This window comes from Streptococcus infantis, assembly GCF_047463275.1.
In the GTDB taxonomy this organism is placed as follows: domain Bacteria; phylum Bacillota; class Bacilli; order Lactobacillales; family Streptococcaceae; genus Streptococcus; species Streptococcus infantis_AF.
The window spans coordinates 346,612-361,364 of record NZ_JASHEE010000003.1; the positions used below are offsets into that span (position 1 = coordinate 346,612).

Here is a 14,753-nt window from a genome sequence, read left to right on the forward strand (position 1 = left end):
GAGATCAAGATGTCAGAACCGTTATTTTTAAATTCTGTAATGCAAGAAAAAATCTGGGGTGGGACTAAACTACGTGATGAGTTTGGTTACGACATTCCTAGTGAAAAAATCGGAGAATATTGGGCAATCTCAGCTCATCCAAATGGAGTGTCTAAGGTAGCCAATGGGCGCTATGAAGGAACAGACCTCGCTACTTTGTATGCAGAACACCGTGAGTTGTTTGGCAACCGTCCCGAGCCTGTATTTCCACTCTTGACTAAAATCTTAGATGCCAATGATTGGCTCAGTGTCCAAGTTCACCCAGACGATGCTTACGGATTAGAGCATGAAGGCGAACTTGGAAAGACAGAGTGCTGGTACATCATCGCTGCAGATGAGGGTTCAGAGATTATCTATGGTCACAATGCCAAGTCAAAAGAAGAACTCCGCCAGCAAATCGAGGATAAGAACTGGGATGCCTTGCTTACAAAAGTACCTGTTAAGGCCGGAGACTTCTTCTATGTACCAAGCGGAACCATGCACGCTATCGGTGCAGGTATCTTAATCCTTGAAACGCAACAGTCTAGTGATACTACCTATCGAGTTTATGACTTTGACCGTAAGGATGATAATGGCAACTTGCGTGAACTTCACCTCGAAAAATCAATCGATGTTTTAAATATTGGTGAGCCTGCAAACAGCCGTTCTGTGACTGTCAAAGCAGATGATTTGCGTTCAACTTTACTTGTCTCTAATGATTTCTTTGCAGTTTACAAGTGGGAAATCACAGGAAAAGTTGAATTTGAGAAGACGGCTGATTACAGCTTGTTGAGTGTCTTGGCTGGTCAAGGTAAACTAACTGTAGACGGAAAAGATTATCCAATTCAAAAAGGTAGCCACTTTATCTTGCCGAGTGATGTTGAAGCTTGGACCTTGGAAGGGCAAGGTCTAGAATTGATTGTCAGCCATCCATAAAAAGAAAGGACTTGAGGTTGATTCTCAAGTCTATTTTTAACTTGGAATTCTCCGAATCTGAGGACAATAGGTCAAAGTTTGACAATGGCTTAGACCGATTATCTTCCCCAAATTTAAAAATAGTTAAACTTTTATAAAAAAATCTTGACTCTCCCCTAAGGGGAGGGGTTATACTATCCTTGTAAGGAGGAAATCATGTACCATATAAAAGAAGCTGCGCAGCTTTCAGGTGTCTCTGTCAAGACCCTGCACCACTACGATAAGATAGGACTCTTGATCCCCTTAAAGTCGGAAAACGGCTATCGAACTTATAGTCAAGAGGATTTGGAACGCCTTCAGGTCATACTGTATTATAAATATCTAGGCTTTTCTTTAGAAAAAATAGCAGAGCTGTTAAAAGGAGAATCATCAGATTTATTGCCTCATTTGACTAGGCAGTTGGACTATTTGACCCAAGAAAGGCAACATCTGGATACCTTGATTTCAACCTTGCAAAAAACTATTCAAGAACAAAAAGGAGAAAGAAAAATGACCATTGAGGAAAAATTCACGGGATTTAGCTATCAAGACAATCAAAAATACCACCAAAAGGCTGTAGAGAAGTATGGACAAGAAGTCATGGACCAGGCTCTCGAACGCCAAAATGGTAGAGAAGATGAGGCTACGGCCGCCTTTAACCAAGTTTTTCAAGCTTTAGCTCAAAACCTTAAAAATGGACTAGCTGCAACAGCAGCCGAAAACCAAGAAGAGGCAGCCAAACTCTTGCAAGCCATCCGTACTTATGGATTTGACTGCTCTATTGAGGTATTCGGTCATATCGGTAAAGGTTACGTCTACAACCCAGAGTTTAAGGAAAACATTGACAAGTTTGGTTCTGGAACAGCCCAGTACACGTCAGATGCCATTGCGGCTTACGTTCAGACAAATGCAGAATAAATAGGCTAGGAATTTCCTAGCCTATTTTTTACTTCAAATCATAAAGCCAATCGTCACCATCTTTGTAGTAGAAGAACTCACTGAGGTCTTCTTCAAGAAAAACACGAAGCATATCAGACATATCCTCGGTAGCAAGTTTGAGATGAGATAGATTTTCAAAATCCTCCCACCAGACTTTTCCTTCGTCTGAAGATTGGAGCTCACCAGTAAAGTGTTCTGTTTTGTAAAAGAGGACAACATAGCGATAATCCTCCTCATCATACCAGTCTTTGATACCACAGAGTTGGGGTTTAGAAATGGTCAGACCAGTTTCTTCCTTCACTTCACGAATGACGGCATCGACAAAGGATTCACTACGTTCAACATGCCCACCAGGAAAAGTAATGCCAGGCCAGTCAGGACTAACTCGGTCTTGAACTAGAACCTTGTCCCCATTTTTAATCATGCACATGTTGACAAATTCAACTGACTCTCTTCTGTTCATTTTTCACAACCTTTGATATTTAATCATAATGCAGACTTCCTGCCACCCAACCAGTGCAGAGGGCAGAAGTGATGTTAAAGCCACCTGTGTGAGCATTGATATCAAGTACTTCACCAGCAAAGTGAAGGCCAGGAACTAATTTACTTTCTAGGGTCTTGGGATTGATTTCCTTGAGGCTGACGCCACCTTTAGTTACAAAGGACTTAGCCAAGGACATCTTTCCAGTCACAGGAATCTTGAGGGACTTGATAGACTGGATAAGTTGGTCTCGTTCTTTTTCAGTTAGTTGTTTGACTTTTTCCGGATAGCCTTGTACCAAGAATTCTGCCAAGCGTTCCGGGAGCAAAGTCTTCAAGGCATTTTTTAGGGATTTTTCACGGTTTTCTTCTAGAAGATTTACTAAGTCGCCTTCAGAAAGTTGTGGCAAGACATCTAAAGAGAGGATTTCGCCACCCTTGACAAAGCTAGACATACGCAAAGCAGCAGGACCAGATAAACCAAAGTGGGTAAAGAGCAGATCATGAGTAATGACGTACTTGCCATAACTGAGAGTCACATCATCTAGGGAAATTCCCTGCAAGGCTTTATGCGGGAAATCCGTTAATAAGGGACTTTCAGCAGCCTCAAGTTCGGTAATGGTGTGTTTGAAATGACGGGCAATCTCGTGACCAAAACCAGTTGAACCAGTAGAAGGATAGGATTTGCCACCAGTTGTGACGATGAGTTTATCACAAGTGAAGGTTTGGTCTGCGGACTTAAGGACAAACTGGTCGTCTATCTTTTTAACAGAAACAATCTCTGTTTGAGTGGCAATTTGCCCGCCTAGTTCCGTAATTTTTTTCTCCAGAGCCTCGATTATGGTACGAGATTTATCGCTGGCTGGAAAGACACGGCCGTGGTCTTCGACCTTGAGTTTGACTCCATTATCCGTGAAAAAATTAATGATATCATGGTTATCAAACTGGGAGAAGACACTGTAAAGAAATCGCCCATTTCCAGGTATTCCAGCTAGTAGGTCATCTAGAGTTCCGTTGTTAGTTACATTACAACGACCACCACCTGTACCAGCTAATTTTTTTCCAAGTTTCCGATTTTTTTCAATGAGAAGGGTTTTCTGCCCGTAAAAGCTACTGGAAATCGTAGCCATCATACCAGCAGGGCCTCCTCCGATGACAATAGTATCAAAATGTTTCATAAGAGTATTGTACCATAAAAAAACAAGAGATGATTAGACATCTCTTGTCAGATTTATTAGTTGATTTCGTATCCCATGAGGAGCCCGCCTTCTTCCGCATAGAAACTGCAGAGTCCAGAAGTTGGGATGACTTTAATGTCAGCTTGTGGGTATTTTTCTCGTAAGAGCTCTGAAAGCTGTTGGCAGAATTTGTCATTGCTACGATGAGCCATGACGATACGCCCACCAGCGTAGCCAGCTTTGATTAACTCTTCATAAGCAGCCTGAAGAGACTTTTTAGCACCACGAGCCTTTTGGAGGAGTTCTAAGGTTCCGGTTTCGCTTGCTTCCCCGACCATACGAATATTGAGGAGCCCGACAACTGTACCAATAAGCTTACTCAATCGACCGTTTTTAACCAAGTTATCCACTTTAGCAAGAACGAACAACAACTTCGTTTTTTCTTGGTAAGTAGTAATCACTTCAACCACTTCTTCAAAAGAAAGTCCTTGGTCAATCAAGTCATTGATTTTCTCAACAATTAAGTCTACCTCTCCACCAGCAGACAAACTATCAATAACGTGAATCTGAGTGTCAGGGTGGTCTTCGAGATAAATGTTTTTAGCTAATTGAGCACTATTGTGGCTACCAGAGAGAGTTCCAGTGATAGTCACTACAAAAATATGTTTGGCACCTTCGAATGCTCGTAAGTAATCATCAGGACTAGGGCAGGCTGATTTTGAAGCTTCAGAAGTCGCATACATAGTTTCCATCATCTTATCGATATCCAGATTGGCATCATCGACAAAGACTTGATCTGCTACCTGAATCTTTAAGGGAACACTGACAAATTCAGTATCAAAAGCAAGGTTTTCCAGCTGGCGATAATCACAACCAGAGTCAGCTACAATCTTCCAAGTCATAGAAATTCTCCATCTTTATCACTTATACATTGACAAAGGTTCTGTCTTTTTTTACAATTATATCATGAAAGCCCTTGAAACAAAAGTAGTACCTCTCTGTTGTCACAAGTAGAAAGAAATTGTTATGTCTGAACGTAAAATATCTGAAAAATCGCTTGAAAACCTTAGAAAATCAAATCAAGAATCTAATTTGCTAACCAGAGAAGCGATTGAAACAGCTCTTTTGCAACTCTTGGAGAAAAAGGAGTTGGCCAAGATTAGCATTTCTGAGTTAGTCAAGCGTGCTGGCGTTTCTCGTGCAGCTTTTTATCGAAACTATGATTCAAAAGAAGAGATTGTAGAAAGTGTCTTTAAACGTAGCGTTCATAACATCATGGAGCAATTGAGTCATTACGATGTTAAAACAGACCTTTATCTCGTATGGGTTCACCTCTTTAGAGAAGCCAAGAAAGAAGCCAAAGTTATTCAGCTTGCCCTAGACTATCACTTAGAAAAAATCTTTGTGCAAGCCATGCAAGAATTTCTAGAAAAATACTATGGAAAATCAAAAGGAGTCAGCTCTTACCTGCATTCTTTTTGGAGTTCGGCCATCGTATCGGTCTTGCTTAAATGGATCAAGGATGGGATGAAGGTTCCTGCTGAAAAAATCGCAGATCTACGCCTGCCATTTTTCAAAAAATAAAACATGAGGAGAAATGCTATGACAGAAAAAAGACTAGCTTGGGATGAGTATTTTGCTGCTCAAGCCCTATTGATTGCCAATCGCTCAACCTGTAAACGTGCCAAGGTAGGAGCTGTTTTAGTCAAGGATAACAAGGTTATTTCAACAGGCTATAATGGTTCTGTATCAGGAACAGAGCATTGTATAGATCATGACTGTCTGGTGATTGAAGGCCACTGTGTCCGCACTCTTCATGCAGAAGTGAATGCTATCTTACAAGGGTCAGAGCGTGGCGTTCCAAAAGGTTTCACAGCCTATGTCACTCATTTTCCATGCCTCAACTGTACAAAACAACTGCTTCAGGTAGGTTGTGAGCGTGTTGTTTATATCAACCAATACCGTATGGATGACTATGCCCAACACCTTTATCAAGAAAAGGGAACAGAATTAACTCACCTACCACTTGAAACAGTGCAGGCAGCTCTCCAAGAGGCTCACCTAATCTAGAAATTATAAAAAAAATAAATGGTTTAGAAAGCTTTTTAAACCATTTTTTGATATAATAAGAAGAATAAATTGAAAGAAGGAATTCTGAAAATGGGAAAACTTGAAGTTATTAATCATCCACTGATTCAACACAAATTATCAATCTTGCGTCGCACTGACACTTCTACAAAAGCTTTTCGCGAACTAGTAGACGAGATTGCAATGTTGATGGGATATGAAGTGCTTCGTGATCTTCCACTTGAAGATGTAGAAATCGAAACACCTATCACAAAAACAGTTCAAAAACAGTTGGCTGGTAAAAAATTGGCGATTGTCCCAATCTTGCGTGCAGGTATTGGTATGGTTGATGGACTATTGAGTTTGGTTCCAGCAGCAAAAGTTGGTCACATTGGTATGTACCGTGACGAAGAAACCCTTCAACCAGTAGAATACTTGGTAAAATTACCTGAAGATATTGACCAACGTCAAATTTTTGTAGTTGATCCTATGCTTGCAACAGGTGGATCAGCGATTTTGGCTGTTGACTCCCTCAAAAAACGTGGAGCTTCAAACATCAAGTTTGTCTGCCTTGTATCAGCTCCAGAAGGTGTGAAGGCACTTCAAGCAGCACACCCTGATGTAGAAATCTTTACAGCAGCTTTGGATGAACGCTTGAACGAACATGGTTACATCGTTCCAGGTCTTGGAGACGCTGGAGACCGCTTGTTCGGAACAAAATAAGATTCTAAAGTGATATTGAGACTATAGCCTAGTCTTAGTTTTGAAAGGAGGTTGAATTTTTGTATCTGTTATTAGGATAGAGCAAAAATTTGACCTTTTTTGACCAAGGATATATAATAATCCTATTAACAAAGAAATTAGAAATCAAAAGGAGAAATGAATGATTCCTGTAGTTATTGAACAAACAAGTCGTGGAGAACGCTCGTATGACATTTACTCACGTCTTCTTAAGGACCGCATTATCATGTTGACTGGACCAGTCGAAGACAATATGGCAAACTCAGTTATCGCCCAATTACTTTTCTTGGATGCCCAAGATAGTACAAAAGATATTTACCTTTATGTAAACACTCCTGGAGGTTCTGTATCAGCTGGTTTGGCAATCGTTGATACTATGAACTTTATCAAGGCAGATGTCCAAACTATCGTTATGGGAATGGCAGCCTCAATGGGAACAATTATCGCTTCAAGTGGAGCAAAGGGTAAACGCTTCATGCTTCCAAATGCAGAATACATGATTCACCAACCAATGGGTGGTACAGGTGGTGGTACTCAGCAGACTGATATGGCCATCGCCGCTGAACACTTACTTAAAACTCGTAAGACTTTGGAGCAAATCCTAGCAGATAATTCTGGCAAATCTGTTGAGCAAATTCATAAAGATGCTGAACGTGATTACTGGATGAGTGCTCAAGAAACTCTTGACTACGGTTTTATTGACGAAATTATGGCTAATAATTCTTTGAACTAATAATCCTTAAAAGCAAACTCGACTGAGTTTGCTTTTTTTGATATAATAAAAGGAAGATTTTTAAAAGGAAGCTATATTATGTTTGAAAAAGAGAATCGTTCTGGTTTGATTGTCTATTTATACTATAATCGCGATGCTAAAAAACTCGCAAATTATGGTGATATTTGTTACCACTCAAAAAAACATCGTTACCTACAACTTTATGTCCCAACAGAGGAAGTAGAAGAGCTGGTAAATCGTTTAGGAAAAGAGAAATTTATCAAGAAAGTGAGAGTTTGTCATATTCAAGAATTGGAAACTCCTTTTGTTGGAAACCTTTATCGAAAGGAAGAAAACGTTATCATTTAAAAAGTGAGAGAAACTTGTTGACAATTTTCTGATAATTCGGTATATTCTTAACATGTAATTTAAATTGAACCTTAAAAGGAGATAAACATGAAGAAAAAATTTGCATTGTCACTTGTAGCTCTTGCAAGTACAGCTCTTTTAGCTGCTTGTGGGGAAGTGAAGTCAGGAGCTTCAAACACAACTGGTAACCCAATTGATGAAAAAGTTGTAAAAATTGGTTTCAACTTCGAAGAAACTGGTGCTGTAGCATCTTACGGTACTTCTGAGCAAAAGGGTGCTCAACTTGCAGTTGATGAAATCAACGCAGCAGGTGGTATCGATGGAAAACAAATCGAAGTAGTCGACAAAGATAACAAATCTGAAACTGCTGAAGCTGCTTCTGTTTCAACAAACCTTGTGACTCAATCTAAGGTAGCAGCTATCGTAGGACCTGCGACTTCAGGTGCGACTGCAGCAGCAGTAGCAAATGCTACACAAGCTGGAGTTCCATTGATTTCTCCAAGCGCTACTCAAGATGGTTTGACAAAAGGTCAAGATTTCCTCTTCATCGGAACATTCCAAGATAGTTTCCAAGGAAAAATCATCTCAAACTACGTTTCAAACAAATTGAACGCTAAGAAAGTGGTCTTGTATACAGATAACTCAAGTGACTACGCTAAAGGTATTGCAAAATCTTTCCGTGATTCATTCAAAGGTGAAATCGTAGCAGATGAAACATTTGTATCAGGTGATACAGACTTCCAAGCAGCTTTGACAAAAATTAAAGATAAAGACTTTGATGCAATCGTATTGCCAGGTTACTATACAGAAGCTGGTAAGATTGTAAACCAAGCTCGTGGTATGGGAATTGATAAGCCAATCATCGGTGGTGACGGATTTAACGGAGCAGAATTTGTTCAACAAGCAACTGCTGAACGCGCATCAAATATCTACTTCATCTCAGGATTCTCAACTACTGTTGATGTTTCAGATAAAGCAAAAGCCTTCCTTGAAGCTTACCGTGCAAAATATAACGAAGATCCTTCAACATTTGCAGCTCTTGCTTATGACTCAGTTTACCTTGTAGCTAATGCAGCAAAAGGTGCAAAAACTTCAGTTGATATCAAGAACAATCTTGCTAAAACACAAAATTTTGAAGGTGTTACAGGTCAAACAAGCTTTGATGCAGATCATAACACTGTGAAAACAGCCTTCATGATGACCATGAATAATGGTAAAGTAGATGCGGCAGAAGTCGTAAAACCTTAATTTTATAGATATCGTAAATGGGGAATGAGCTTTTACTCACTCCCTGTTTCGGTATTTATAAAGGAATTATTTTTTTATAAAATCCTAAAAATAAAACTTAGAAAGAGTGAACCATATGCTTCAACAACTTGTCAATGGTTTAATCTTGGGTAGTGTCTATGCCTTGCTAGCCCTGGGTTATACTATGGTTTATGGAATTATCAAGCTTATTAACTTTGCCCATGGTGATATCTATATGATGGGTGCCTTCATGGGTTATTTCTTGATTAATGCCCTCCATTTAAATTTCTTTTTAGCCTTAATTTTGTCCATGATTGGTTCAGCCATTCTCGGCGTAATCATCGAGTTTCTAGCTTACCGTCCACTCCGTCATTCAACTCGTATCTCTGTATTGATTACTGCTATCGGGGTATCCTTCTTGCTTGAGTATGGAATGGTCTATCTAGTAGGTGCCAATACACGTGCCTTCCCTCAAGCAATCCAAACAGTTCGTTATGACTTGGGTCCAATCAGTCTAACAAATATTCAATTGTTGATTTTGACTGTTTCGATTGTTTTGATGATTCTTTTGCAACTTATCGTGCAAAAAACCAAGATGGGGAAAGCCATGCGTGCCGTATCTGTAGATAGTGATGCAGCTCAATTGATGGGAATCAACGTAAACCGTACAATCAGTTTTACCTTTGCCTTAGGTTCTGCTCTGGCTGGTGCAGCAGGTGTCTTGATTGCCCTTTACTACAACTCTCTTGAACCATTGATGGGAATGACTCCGGGTATTAAATCATTCGTGGCTGCCGTTTTAGGTGGTATCGGTATTATTCCTGGTGCAGCTCTCGGAGGTTTTGTAATCGGACTATTGGAAACTTTTGCAACAGCCTTCGGAATGTCAGATTTCCGTGATGCTATCGTGTACGGAATCTTGCTATTGATCTTGATTGTTCGTCCAGCAGGTATCCTTGGTAAGAATGTGAAAGAGAAGGTGTAAACAATGAAAGAAAATTTAAAAGTTAATATTCTCTGGTTGCTCCTTTTGTTGCTTGGATATGGTGTGATTAGCTTATTAGTTTCGTTTGGTATTTTAAACCTTTTCCATATTCAGATTCTAGAACAAATCGGTATCAATATTATTCTTGCAGTAGGACTTAACCTTATCGTTGGTTTCTCTGGTCAATTTTCTCTTGGACATGCTGGGTTCATGGCTATCGGTGCCTATGCAGCAGCCATTATTGGTTCTAAATCTCCAACTTATGGTGCCTTTTTTGGAGCTATGTTGCTTGGTGCTATCATTGCTGGTTTGGTTGCCTTGGTCGTTGGAATTCCTACCCTTCGTTTGAAGGGGGATTACCTTGCAGTTGCGACACTTGGGGTTGCTGAAATTATCCGTATCCTAATCGTCAATGGTGGTGATTTAACAAACGGAGCTGCTGGTATCCTTGGTATTCCAAACTTTACTAATTGGCAAATGGTATACATTTTTGCCGTGATTACGACAATTGCAACGCTGAATTTCCTTCGTAGTCCAATCGGTCGTTTAACCTTGTCTGTTCGTGAAGATGAAATTGCAGCTGAATCTGTCGGGGTCAATACAACAAAAATCAAAATTATCGCATTTGTCTTTGGAGCTATGACTGCAAGTATTGCAGGTTCCCTTCAAGCAGGATTTATCGGTTCTGTTGTGCCTAAGGATTATAGCTTTATCAATTCTATCAACGTTTTAATTATCGTTGTATTTGGTGGTTTGGGATCAATTACAGGAGCAATTGTCGCAGCGATTGTTCTTGGTATTTTGAATATGTTCCTTCAAGACGTAGCTAGCGTTCGTATGATTATCTATGCTTTGGCCTTGGTACTCGTTATGATTTTCAGACCAGGTGGTCTTCTTGGAACATGGGAATTGAGCCTATCAAGACTCTTTAAAAAAGGTAAGAAGGAGGGACAAAACTAATGGCATTACTTGAAGTAAAACAGTTAACCAAGCATTTTGGTGGTCTGACTGCTGTTGGAGATGTAACTCTAGAATTGAACGAAGGTGAACTTGTTGGCTTGATTGGACCGAATGGAGCTGGGAAAACAACTCTTTTTAACTTGTTGACAGGAGTTTATGAACCAAGCGAAGGAACAGTAACCTTGGATGGTCACTTATTAAATGGCAAGCAACCCTATAAAATCGCATCTCTTGGTTTAGGGCGTACTTTCCAAAACATCCGCCTCTTTAAAGACTTGACAGTTTTGGATAACGTTCTTATTGCATTTAGTAACCATCACAAACAACATGTTTTTGCAAGTTTCTTGCGCTTACCAGCTTTTTATAAGAATGAACAAGAATTAAAAGCTAAAGCCTTAGAATTACTAAAAATCTTTGATTTAGATGGTGATGCTGAAACCTTAGCTAAAAACTTAGCCTATGGTCAACAACGTCGTTTGGAAATTGTTCGTGCCCTTGCCACAGAACCTAAAATCCTCTTCTTGGATGAGCCTGCAGCAGGTATGAACCCCCAAGAAACTGCAGAATTGACTGAGTTGATTCGTCGCATCAAGGATGAATTCAAGATCACCATCATGCTGATTGAACATGATATGAACTTGGTTATGGAAGTTACGGAGCGTATCTATGTTCTTGAGTACGGTCGTTTGATTGCTCACGGGACACCAGATGAAATCAAGAGTAATAAACGTGTTATCGAAGCATATCTTGGAGGTGAAGCCTAATGTCTATGTTAAAAGTTGAAAACCTCTCAGTACACTATGGTATGATTCAAGCTGTACGTGATGTGAGCTTTGAAGTTAATGAAGGAGAAGTTGTTTCTCTTATCGGTGCTAACGGTGCTGGTAAAACAACCATCCTTCGTACTCTTTCAGGACTTGTGCGTCCAAGTGCTGGTAAGATTGAATTTTTGGGACAAGAAATCCAAAAGATGCCTGCACAAAAAATTGTGGCATCAGGACTTTCTCAAGTACCAGAAGGACGTCATGTTTTCTCTGGTTTGACTGTTATGGAAAACTTAGAGATGGGCGCATTTCTTAAGAAAAATCGTGAAGAGAATCAAGCAAATTTGAAGAAAGTCTTCTCTCGTTTCCCTCGTTTGGAAGAACGTAAAAATCAAGATGCGGCTACTCTATCTGGTGGTGAACAGCAGATGCTTGCCATGGGACGTGCCCTCATGTCAACGCCTAAACTTCTTTTATTAGATGAACCATCAATGGGGCTTGCGCCAATCTTTATCCAAGAAATTTTTGATATCATCCAAGATATTCAAAAACAAGGGACAACCGTTCTCTTAATTGAGCAAAATGCTAATAAAGCACTAGCCATCGCTGACCGAGGATATGTTCTTGAAACAGGAAAGATTGTCCTATCAGGAACAGGAAAAGAACTCGCAGCATCAGACGAAGTCAGAAAAGCATATCTAGGTGGCTAAAAAGGTCCGGGGGACCTTTTTAGTCGGCGGATAGAGATTGCTTGGCAATCATCAAATCCAGTGGATTGTTTTAGTCGGCAGATAAAGATTGCCAAGCAATCCACATCTAGTCTGGGAGACTAGTTTAGGTTGTGGATGGAGATTGCGCACGCAATCCCTCTATAGTCCGGGGGACCTTTTTAGTCGGCAGATAAGGATTACGTAAGTAATCATCCAATCCTGTGGATTGTTTTAGTCGGCGGATATAGATTGTAAAGCAATCATACAATCTACATAAGTATAAGATTAAGGGCTCTAAGTTGAGCTCTTTTTCGTAAAGTCCTTCAGATTTTTCTGAATCTTGAAAAAGAAATGAAAGCGTTTGATAGCTTTCCGTAAAAAGTGTATAATAAAACTATAAACATAAAGGAGATTTCCTATGGCAGTTAAAGATTTTATGACACGCAAGGTCGTTTATATCAGTCCTGATACAACTGTTGCACACGCAGCAGATTTGATGCGCGAACAAGGCTTGCACCGTCTCCCTGTTATTGAGAATGATAAATTGGTAGGCTTGGTAACAGAAGGGACAATCGCTGAAGCTAGTCCTTCAAAAGCAACTAGTCTTTCAATTTTCGAGATGAATTATCTGCTTAATAAGACAAAAGTAAAAGACGTCATGATTCGAGATGTTGTTACTGTCTCAGGTTATGCAAGTTTAGAAGACGCAACTTATCTCATGCTTAAAAATAAGATTGGTATTTTGCCAGTTGTTGACAATGGACAATTGTATGGAGTCATTACAGATCGTGATGTATTCAGTGCCTTTCTTGAAATCGCTGGATATGGTGAAGAGGGAATCCGTGTTCGTTTTATCACAGAAAATGAAGTTGGGGTCTTAGGTAAGATTGTTTCTTTAATCGTTGAGGAAAATCTTAATATCTCTCACACTGTTAACATTCCACGTAAGGATGGTAAGATCGTTATTGAAGTACAAATTGAGGGAAGCATTGATCTTTCATCATTGAAAAAGAAATTCGAGGATGAAAATATTCTCGTAGATGAAATTACAAAAACTACTGCAAAAAAACTCTAAAAAGAAAAATATAACTTACTTTAAGCTTGCGAAAAAATTTTTTTTCTAGTATAATAGTTTATTGTGAGCAAACCTCACTTACCCCTTGCAAAGGCTTGGGGTCATTAGACCAAAAGGAGGAACATATCAATGGCTAAATACGAAATTCTTTATATCATTCGTCCAAACATTGAAGAAGAAGCGAAAAACGCTTTGGTAGCACGTTTTGACTCTATCTTGACTGACAACGGTGCAACTGTTGTTGAATCAAAAGATTGGGAAAAACGTCGTCTTGCATACGAAATCCAAGATTTCCGTGAAGGACTTTACCACATCGTTAACGTTGAAGCAAACGACGACGCAGCTCTTAAAGAGTTTGACCGTCTTTCAAAAATCAACGCTGACATTCTTCGTCACATGATCGTCAAACTTGACGCGTAAGAAGGTAGATTATGATTAACAATGTTGTACTTGTAGGGCGTATGGTACGTGACGCTGAGTTGCGTTATACCCCATCAAATGTAGCAGTTGCGACTTTTACTCTTGCAGTAAACCGTACATTCAAGAGTCAAAATGGCGAACGTGAGGCTGATTTTATCAATGTCGTTATGTGGCGCCAACAGGCTGAAAATCTTGCTAACTGGGCTAAAAAAGGCTCACTTATTGGGGTTACAGGTCGTATTCAGACTCGTAGTTACGATAACCAGCAAGGACAACGTGTCTACGTGACAGAAGTCGTAGCTGAGAATTTCCAAATGTTGGAAAGCCGTAGTGCTCGTGAAGGACAAAGTGGTGGAGCTTATTCTGCACCAACGGCTAGTCATGTAGCACCTACAAATTCAGTACCAGACTTTTCACGTGATGAAAATCCATTTGGATCAACCAATCCTTTGGATATTTCAGATGATGATTTACCATTCTAATGGACAATTAATACTATAAAGGAGAAAAAACATGGCTCAACAACGTCGTGGCGGATTCAAACGCCGTAAAAAAGTTGATTACATCGCAGCAAACAAAATTGAATATGTTGATTACAAAGATACTGAGCTTCTTAGCCGTTTCGTTTCAGAACGTGGGAAAATCCTTCCACGTCGTGTAACAGGAACTTCAGCTAAAAACCAACGTAAAGTAACAACAGCTATCAAACGCGCTCGCGTAATGGCTTTGATGCCTTTCGTAAACGAAGATTAAAAAAAAGACCCTTACGGGTCTTTTTTTCATGAGCTCGAAAATAAGAAAGCGAATTAAGACCCTTACGGGTCTTTTTTTCATGAGCCTTGAAATGAGAGAGCGAGTTGAGGTCCGGTGGACCTCTTTTTCATGAGCTTGAAAACAAGAGAGCGAGTAAGACCCTTACGGGTCTTTTTTTCACGATCATAAAAATAGAAGTGTTTGTTTCTTACGTGTTTTTAGTAGAGGCCGTTCAATCATTAGTGATTTTAATGATATTTTTTTAAAATAGAATTGAGGAATTCAATTAGCGCGACGTGAGCAAGGAATGGTAGGTCTTGCCTACTATGTCGTTGAAGTTGAGGACAAAGAGGAGTTGTTAAAGGTATTTGCTCAGTCAC

19 protein-coding genes and 1 pseudogene are annotated in these 14,753 nt (G+C 39.8%); 17 read left to right on the top strand and 3 right to left on the bottom strand.

What is annotated here, in order from left to right:
* Positions 1–9: 9 nt before the first annotated feature.
* Positions 10–954: a mannose-6-phosphate isomerase, class I gene (gene manA, locus QM923_RS06355; RefSeq protein WP_414291268.1), complete on the top strand. Its 945-nt coding sequence runs from the start codon at positions 10–12 to the stop codon at positions 952–954.
* Between the two features lie 195 nt (positions 955–1,149).
* Positions 1,150–1,890 carry a MerR family transcriptional regulator gene (locus QM923_RS06360; protein ID WP_414291269.1) on the top strand — a complete coding sequence of 247 codons (741 nt, stop codon included), beginning with the start codon at positions 1,150–1,152 and terminating at the stop codon, positions 1,888–1,890.
* Between the two features lie 28 nt (positions 1,891–1,918).
* On the opposite strand, the gene QM923_RS06365 is transcribed toward QM923_RS06360, so the two are convergent.
* The 3 genes from QM923_RS06365 to QM923_RS06375 are packed head-to-tail and all read right to left on the bottom strand — an operon-like array spanning position 1,919 to position 4,471.
* Positions 1,919–2,374, bottom strand: coding sequence for an 8-oxo-dGTP diphosphatase (locus tag QM923_RS06365; protein WP_414291270.1), 456 nt, complete (start codon positions 2,372–2,374; stop codon positions 1,919–1,921).
* 19 nt (positions 2,375–2,393) lie between these two features.
* Positions 2,394–3,569: a BaiN/RdsA family NAD(P)/FAD-dependent oxidoreductase gene (locus QM923_RS06370; protein WP_414291271.1), complete on the bottom strand. Its 1,176-nt coding sequence runs from the start codon at positions 3,567–3,569 to the stop codon at positions 2,394–2,396.
* 56 nt (positions 3,570–3,625) lie between these two features.
* Complete coding sequence (locus tag QM923_RS06375; protein ID WP_414291272.1) at positions 3,626–4,471, bottom strand: DegV family protein; 846 nt, start codon at positions 4,469–4,471, stop codon at positions 3,626–3,628.
* Positions 4,472–4,595: 124 nt separating this feature from the next.
* On the opposite strand from QM923_RS06375, the gene QM923_RS06380 reads away from it, so the two are divergent.
* The 15 genes and pseudogenes from QM923_RS06380 to QM923_RS06450 form a co-directional block, all read left to right on the top strand.
* Complete coding sequence (locus QM923_RS06380) at positions 4,596–5,153, top strand: TetR/AcrR family transcriptional regulator (RefSeq protein WP_414291273.1); 558 nt, start codon at positions 4,596–4,598, stop codon at positions 5,151–5,153.
* A gap of 18 nt (positions 5,154–5,171) precedes the next feature.
* Positions 5,172–5,639: a deoxycytidylate deaminase gene (locus QM923_RS06385; RefSeq protein ID WP_006155564.1), complete on the top strand. Its 468-nt coding sequence runs from the start codon at positions 5,172–5,174 to the stop codon at positions 5,637–5,639.
* 90 nt (positions 5,640–5,729) lie between these two features.
* Complete coding sequence (upp, locus tag QM923_RS06390) at positions 5,730–6,359, top strand: uracil phosphoribosyltransferase (protein WP_004252365.1); 630 nt, start codon at positions 5,730–5,732, stop codon at positions 6,357–6,359.
* A 160-nt stretch (positions 6,360–6,519) separates the two neighbouring features.
* Complete coding sequence (clpP, locus tag QM923_RS06395; RefSeq protein WP_006148124.1) at positions 6,520–7,110, top strand: ATP-dependent Clp protease proteolytic subunit ClpP; 591 nt, start codon at positions 6,520–6,522, stop codon at positions 7,108–7,110.
* 78 nt (positions 7,111–7,188) lie between these two features.
* Positions 7,189–7,458, top strand: a complete 270-nt coding sequence (locus QM923_RS06400; RefSeq protein ID WP_414291274.1) for a YlbG family protein — start codon at positions 7,189–7,191, stop codon at positions 7,456–7,458.
* Positions 7,459–7,545: 87 nt separating this feature from the next.
* Positions 7,546–8,706: an ABC transporter substrate-binding protein gene (locus QM923_RS06405; RefSeq protein ID WP_004252370.1), complete on the top strand. Its 1,161-nt coding sequence runs from the start codon at positions 7,546–7,548 to the stop codon at positions 8,704–8,706.
* A gap of 115 nt (positions 8,707–8,821) precedes the next feature.
* The gene (locus QM923_RS06410) at positions 8,822–9,691 is read left to right on the top strand and encodes a branched-chain amino acid ABC transporter permease (protein ID WP_004252371.1); all 870 of its coding nucleotides are present in this window, start codon (positions 8,822–8,824) and stop codon (positions 9,689–9,691) included.
* 3 nt (positions 9,692–9,694) lie between these two features.
* Entirely contained in the window at positions 9,695–10,651 is a 957-nt protein-coding gene (locus QM923_RS06415) for a branched-chain amino acid ABC transporter permease (RefSeq protein WP_004252374.1), read from the top strand.
* Positions 10,651–11,415: an ABC transporter ATP-binding protein gene (locus QM923_RS06420; RefSeq protein ID WP_414291275.1), complete on the top strand. Its 765-nt coding sequence runs from the start codon at positions 10,651–10,653 to the stop codon at positions 11,413–11,415. The genes QM923_RS06415 and QM923_RS06420 overlap by 1 nt, the downstream gene beginning before the upstream one ends.
* Positions 11,415–12,125, top strand: a complete 711-nt coding sequence (locus tag QM923_RS06425) for an ABC transporter ATP-binding protein (RefSeq protein ID WP_320693858.1) — start codon at positions 11,415–11,417, stop codon at positions 12,123–12,125. Before QM923_RS06420 ends, QM923_RS06425 begins: the two co-directional genes overlap by 1 nt.
* 418 nt (positions 12,126–12,543) lie before the next feature.
* A complete protein-coding gene (locus QM923_RS06430) occupies positions 12,544–13,200 on the top strand; it encodes a CBS domain-containing protein (protein ID WP_414291276.1) in 657 nt (218 codons plus the stop codon).
* A gap of 129 nt (positions 13,201–13,329) precedes the next feature.
* On the top strand, positions 13,330–13,620 hold the full coding sequence (gene rpsF / locus QM923_RS06435; protein ID WP_002896497.1) for a 30S ribosomal protein S6: 291 nt from the start codon (positions 13,330–13,332) through the stop codon (positions 13,618–13,620).
* Positions 13,621–13,631: 11 nt separating this feature from the next.
* Positions 13,632–14,102 (top strand): single-stranded DNA-binding protein SsbA, encoded by a 471-nt coding sequence (gene ssbA / locus QM923_RS06440; RefSeq protein WP_414291277.1) that lies wholly within the window; start codon positions 13,632–13,634, stop codon positions 14,100–14,102.
* 31 nt (positions 14,103–14,133) lie between these two features.
* Positions 14,134–14,373 carry a 30S ribosomal protein S18 gene (gene rpsR / locus QM923_RS06445; protein ID WP_000068664.1) on the top strand — a complete coding sequence of 80 codons (240 nt, stop codon included), beginning with the start codon at positions 14,134–14,136 and terminating at the stop codon, positions 14,371–14,373.
* Between the two features lie 277 nt (positions 14,374–14,650).
* Positions 14,651–14,753 (top strand): annotated as a pseudogene (locus tag QM923_RS06450) (VOC family protein); the annotation flags it as partial.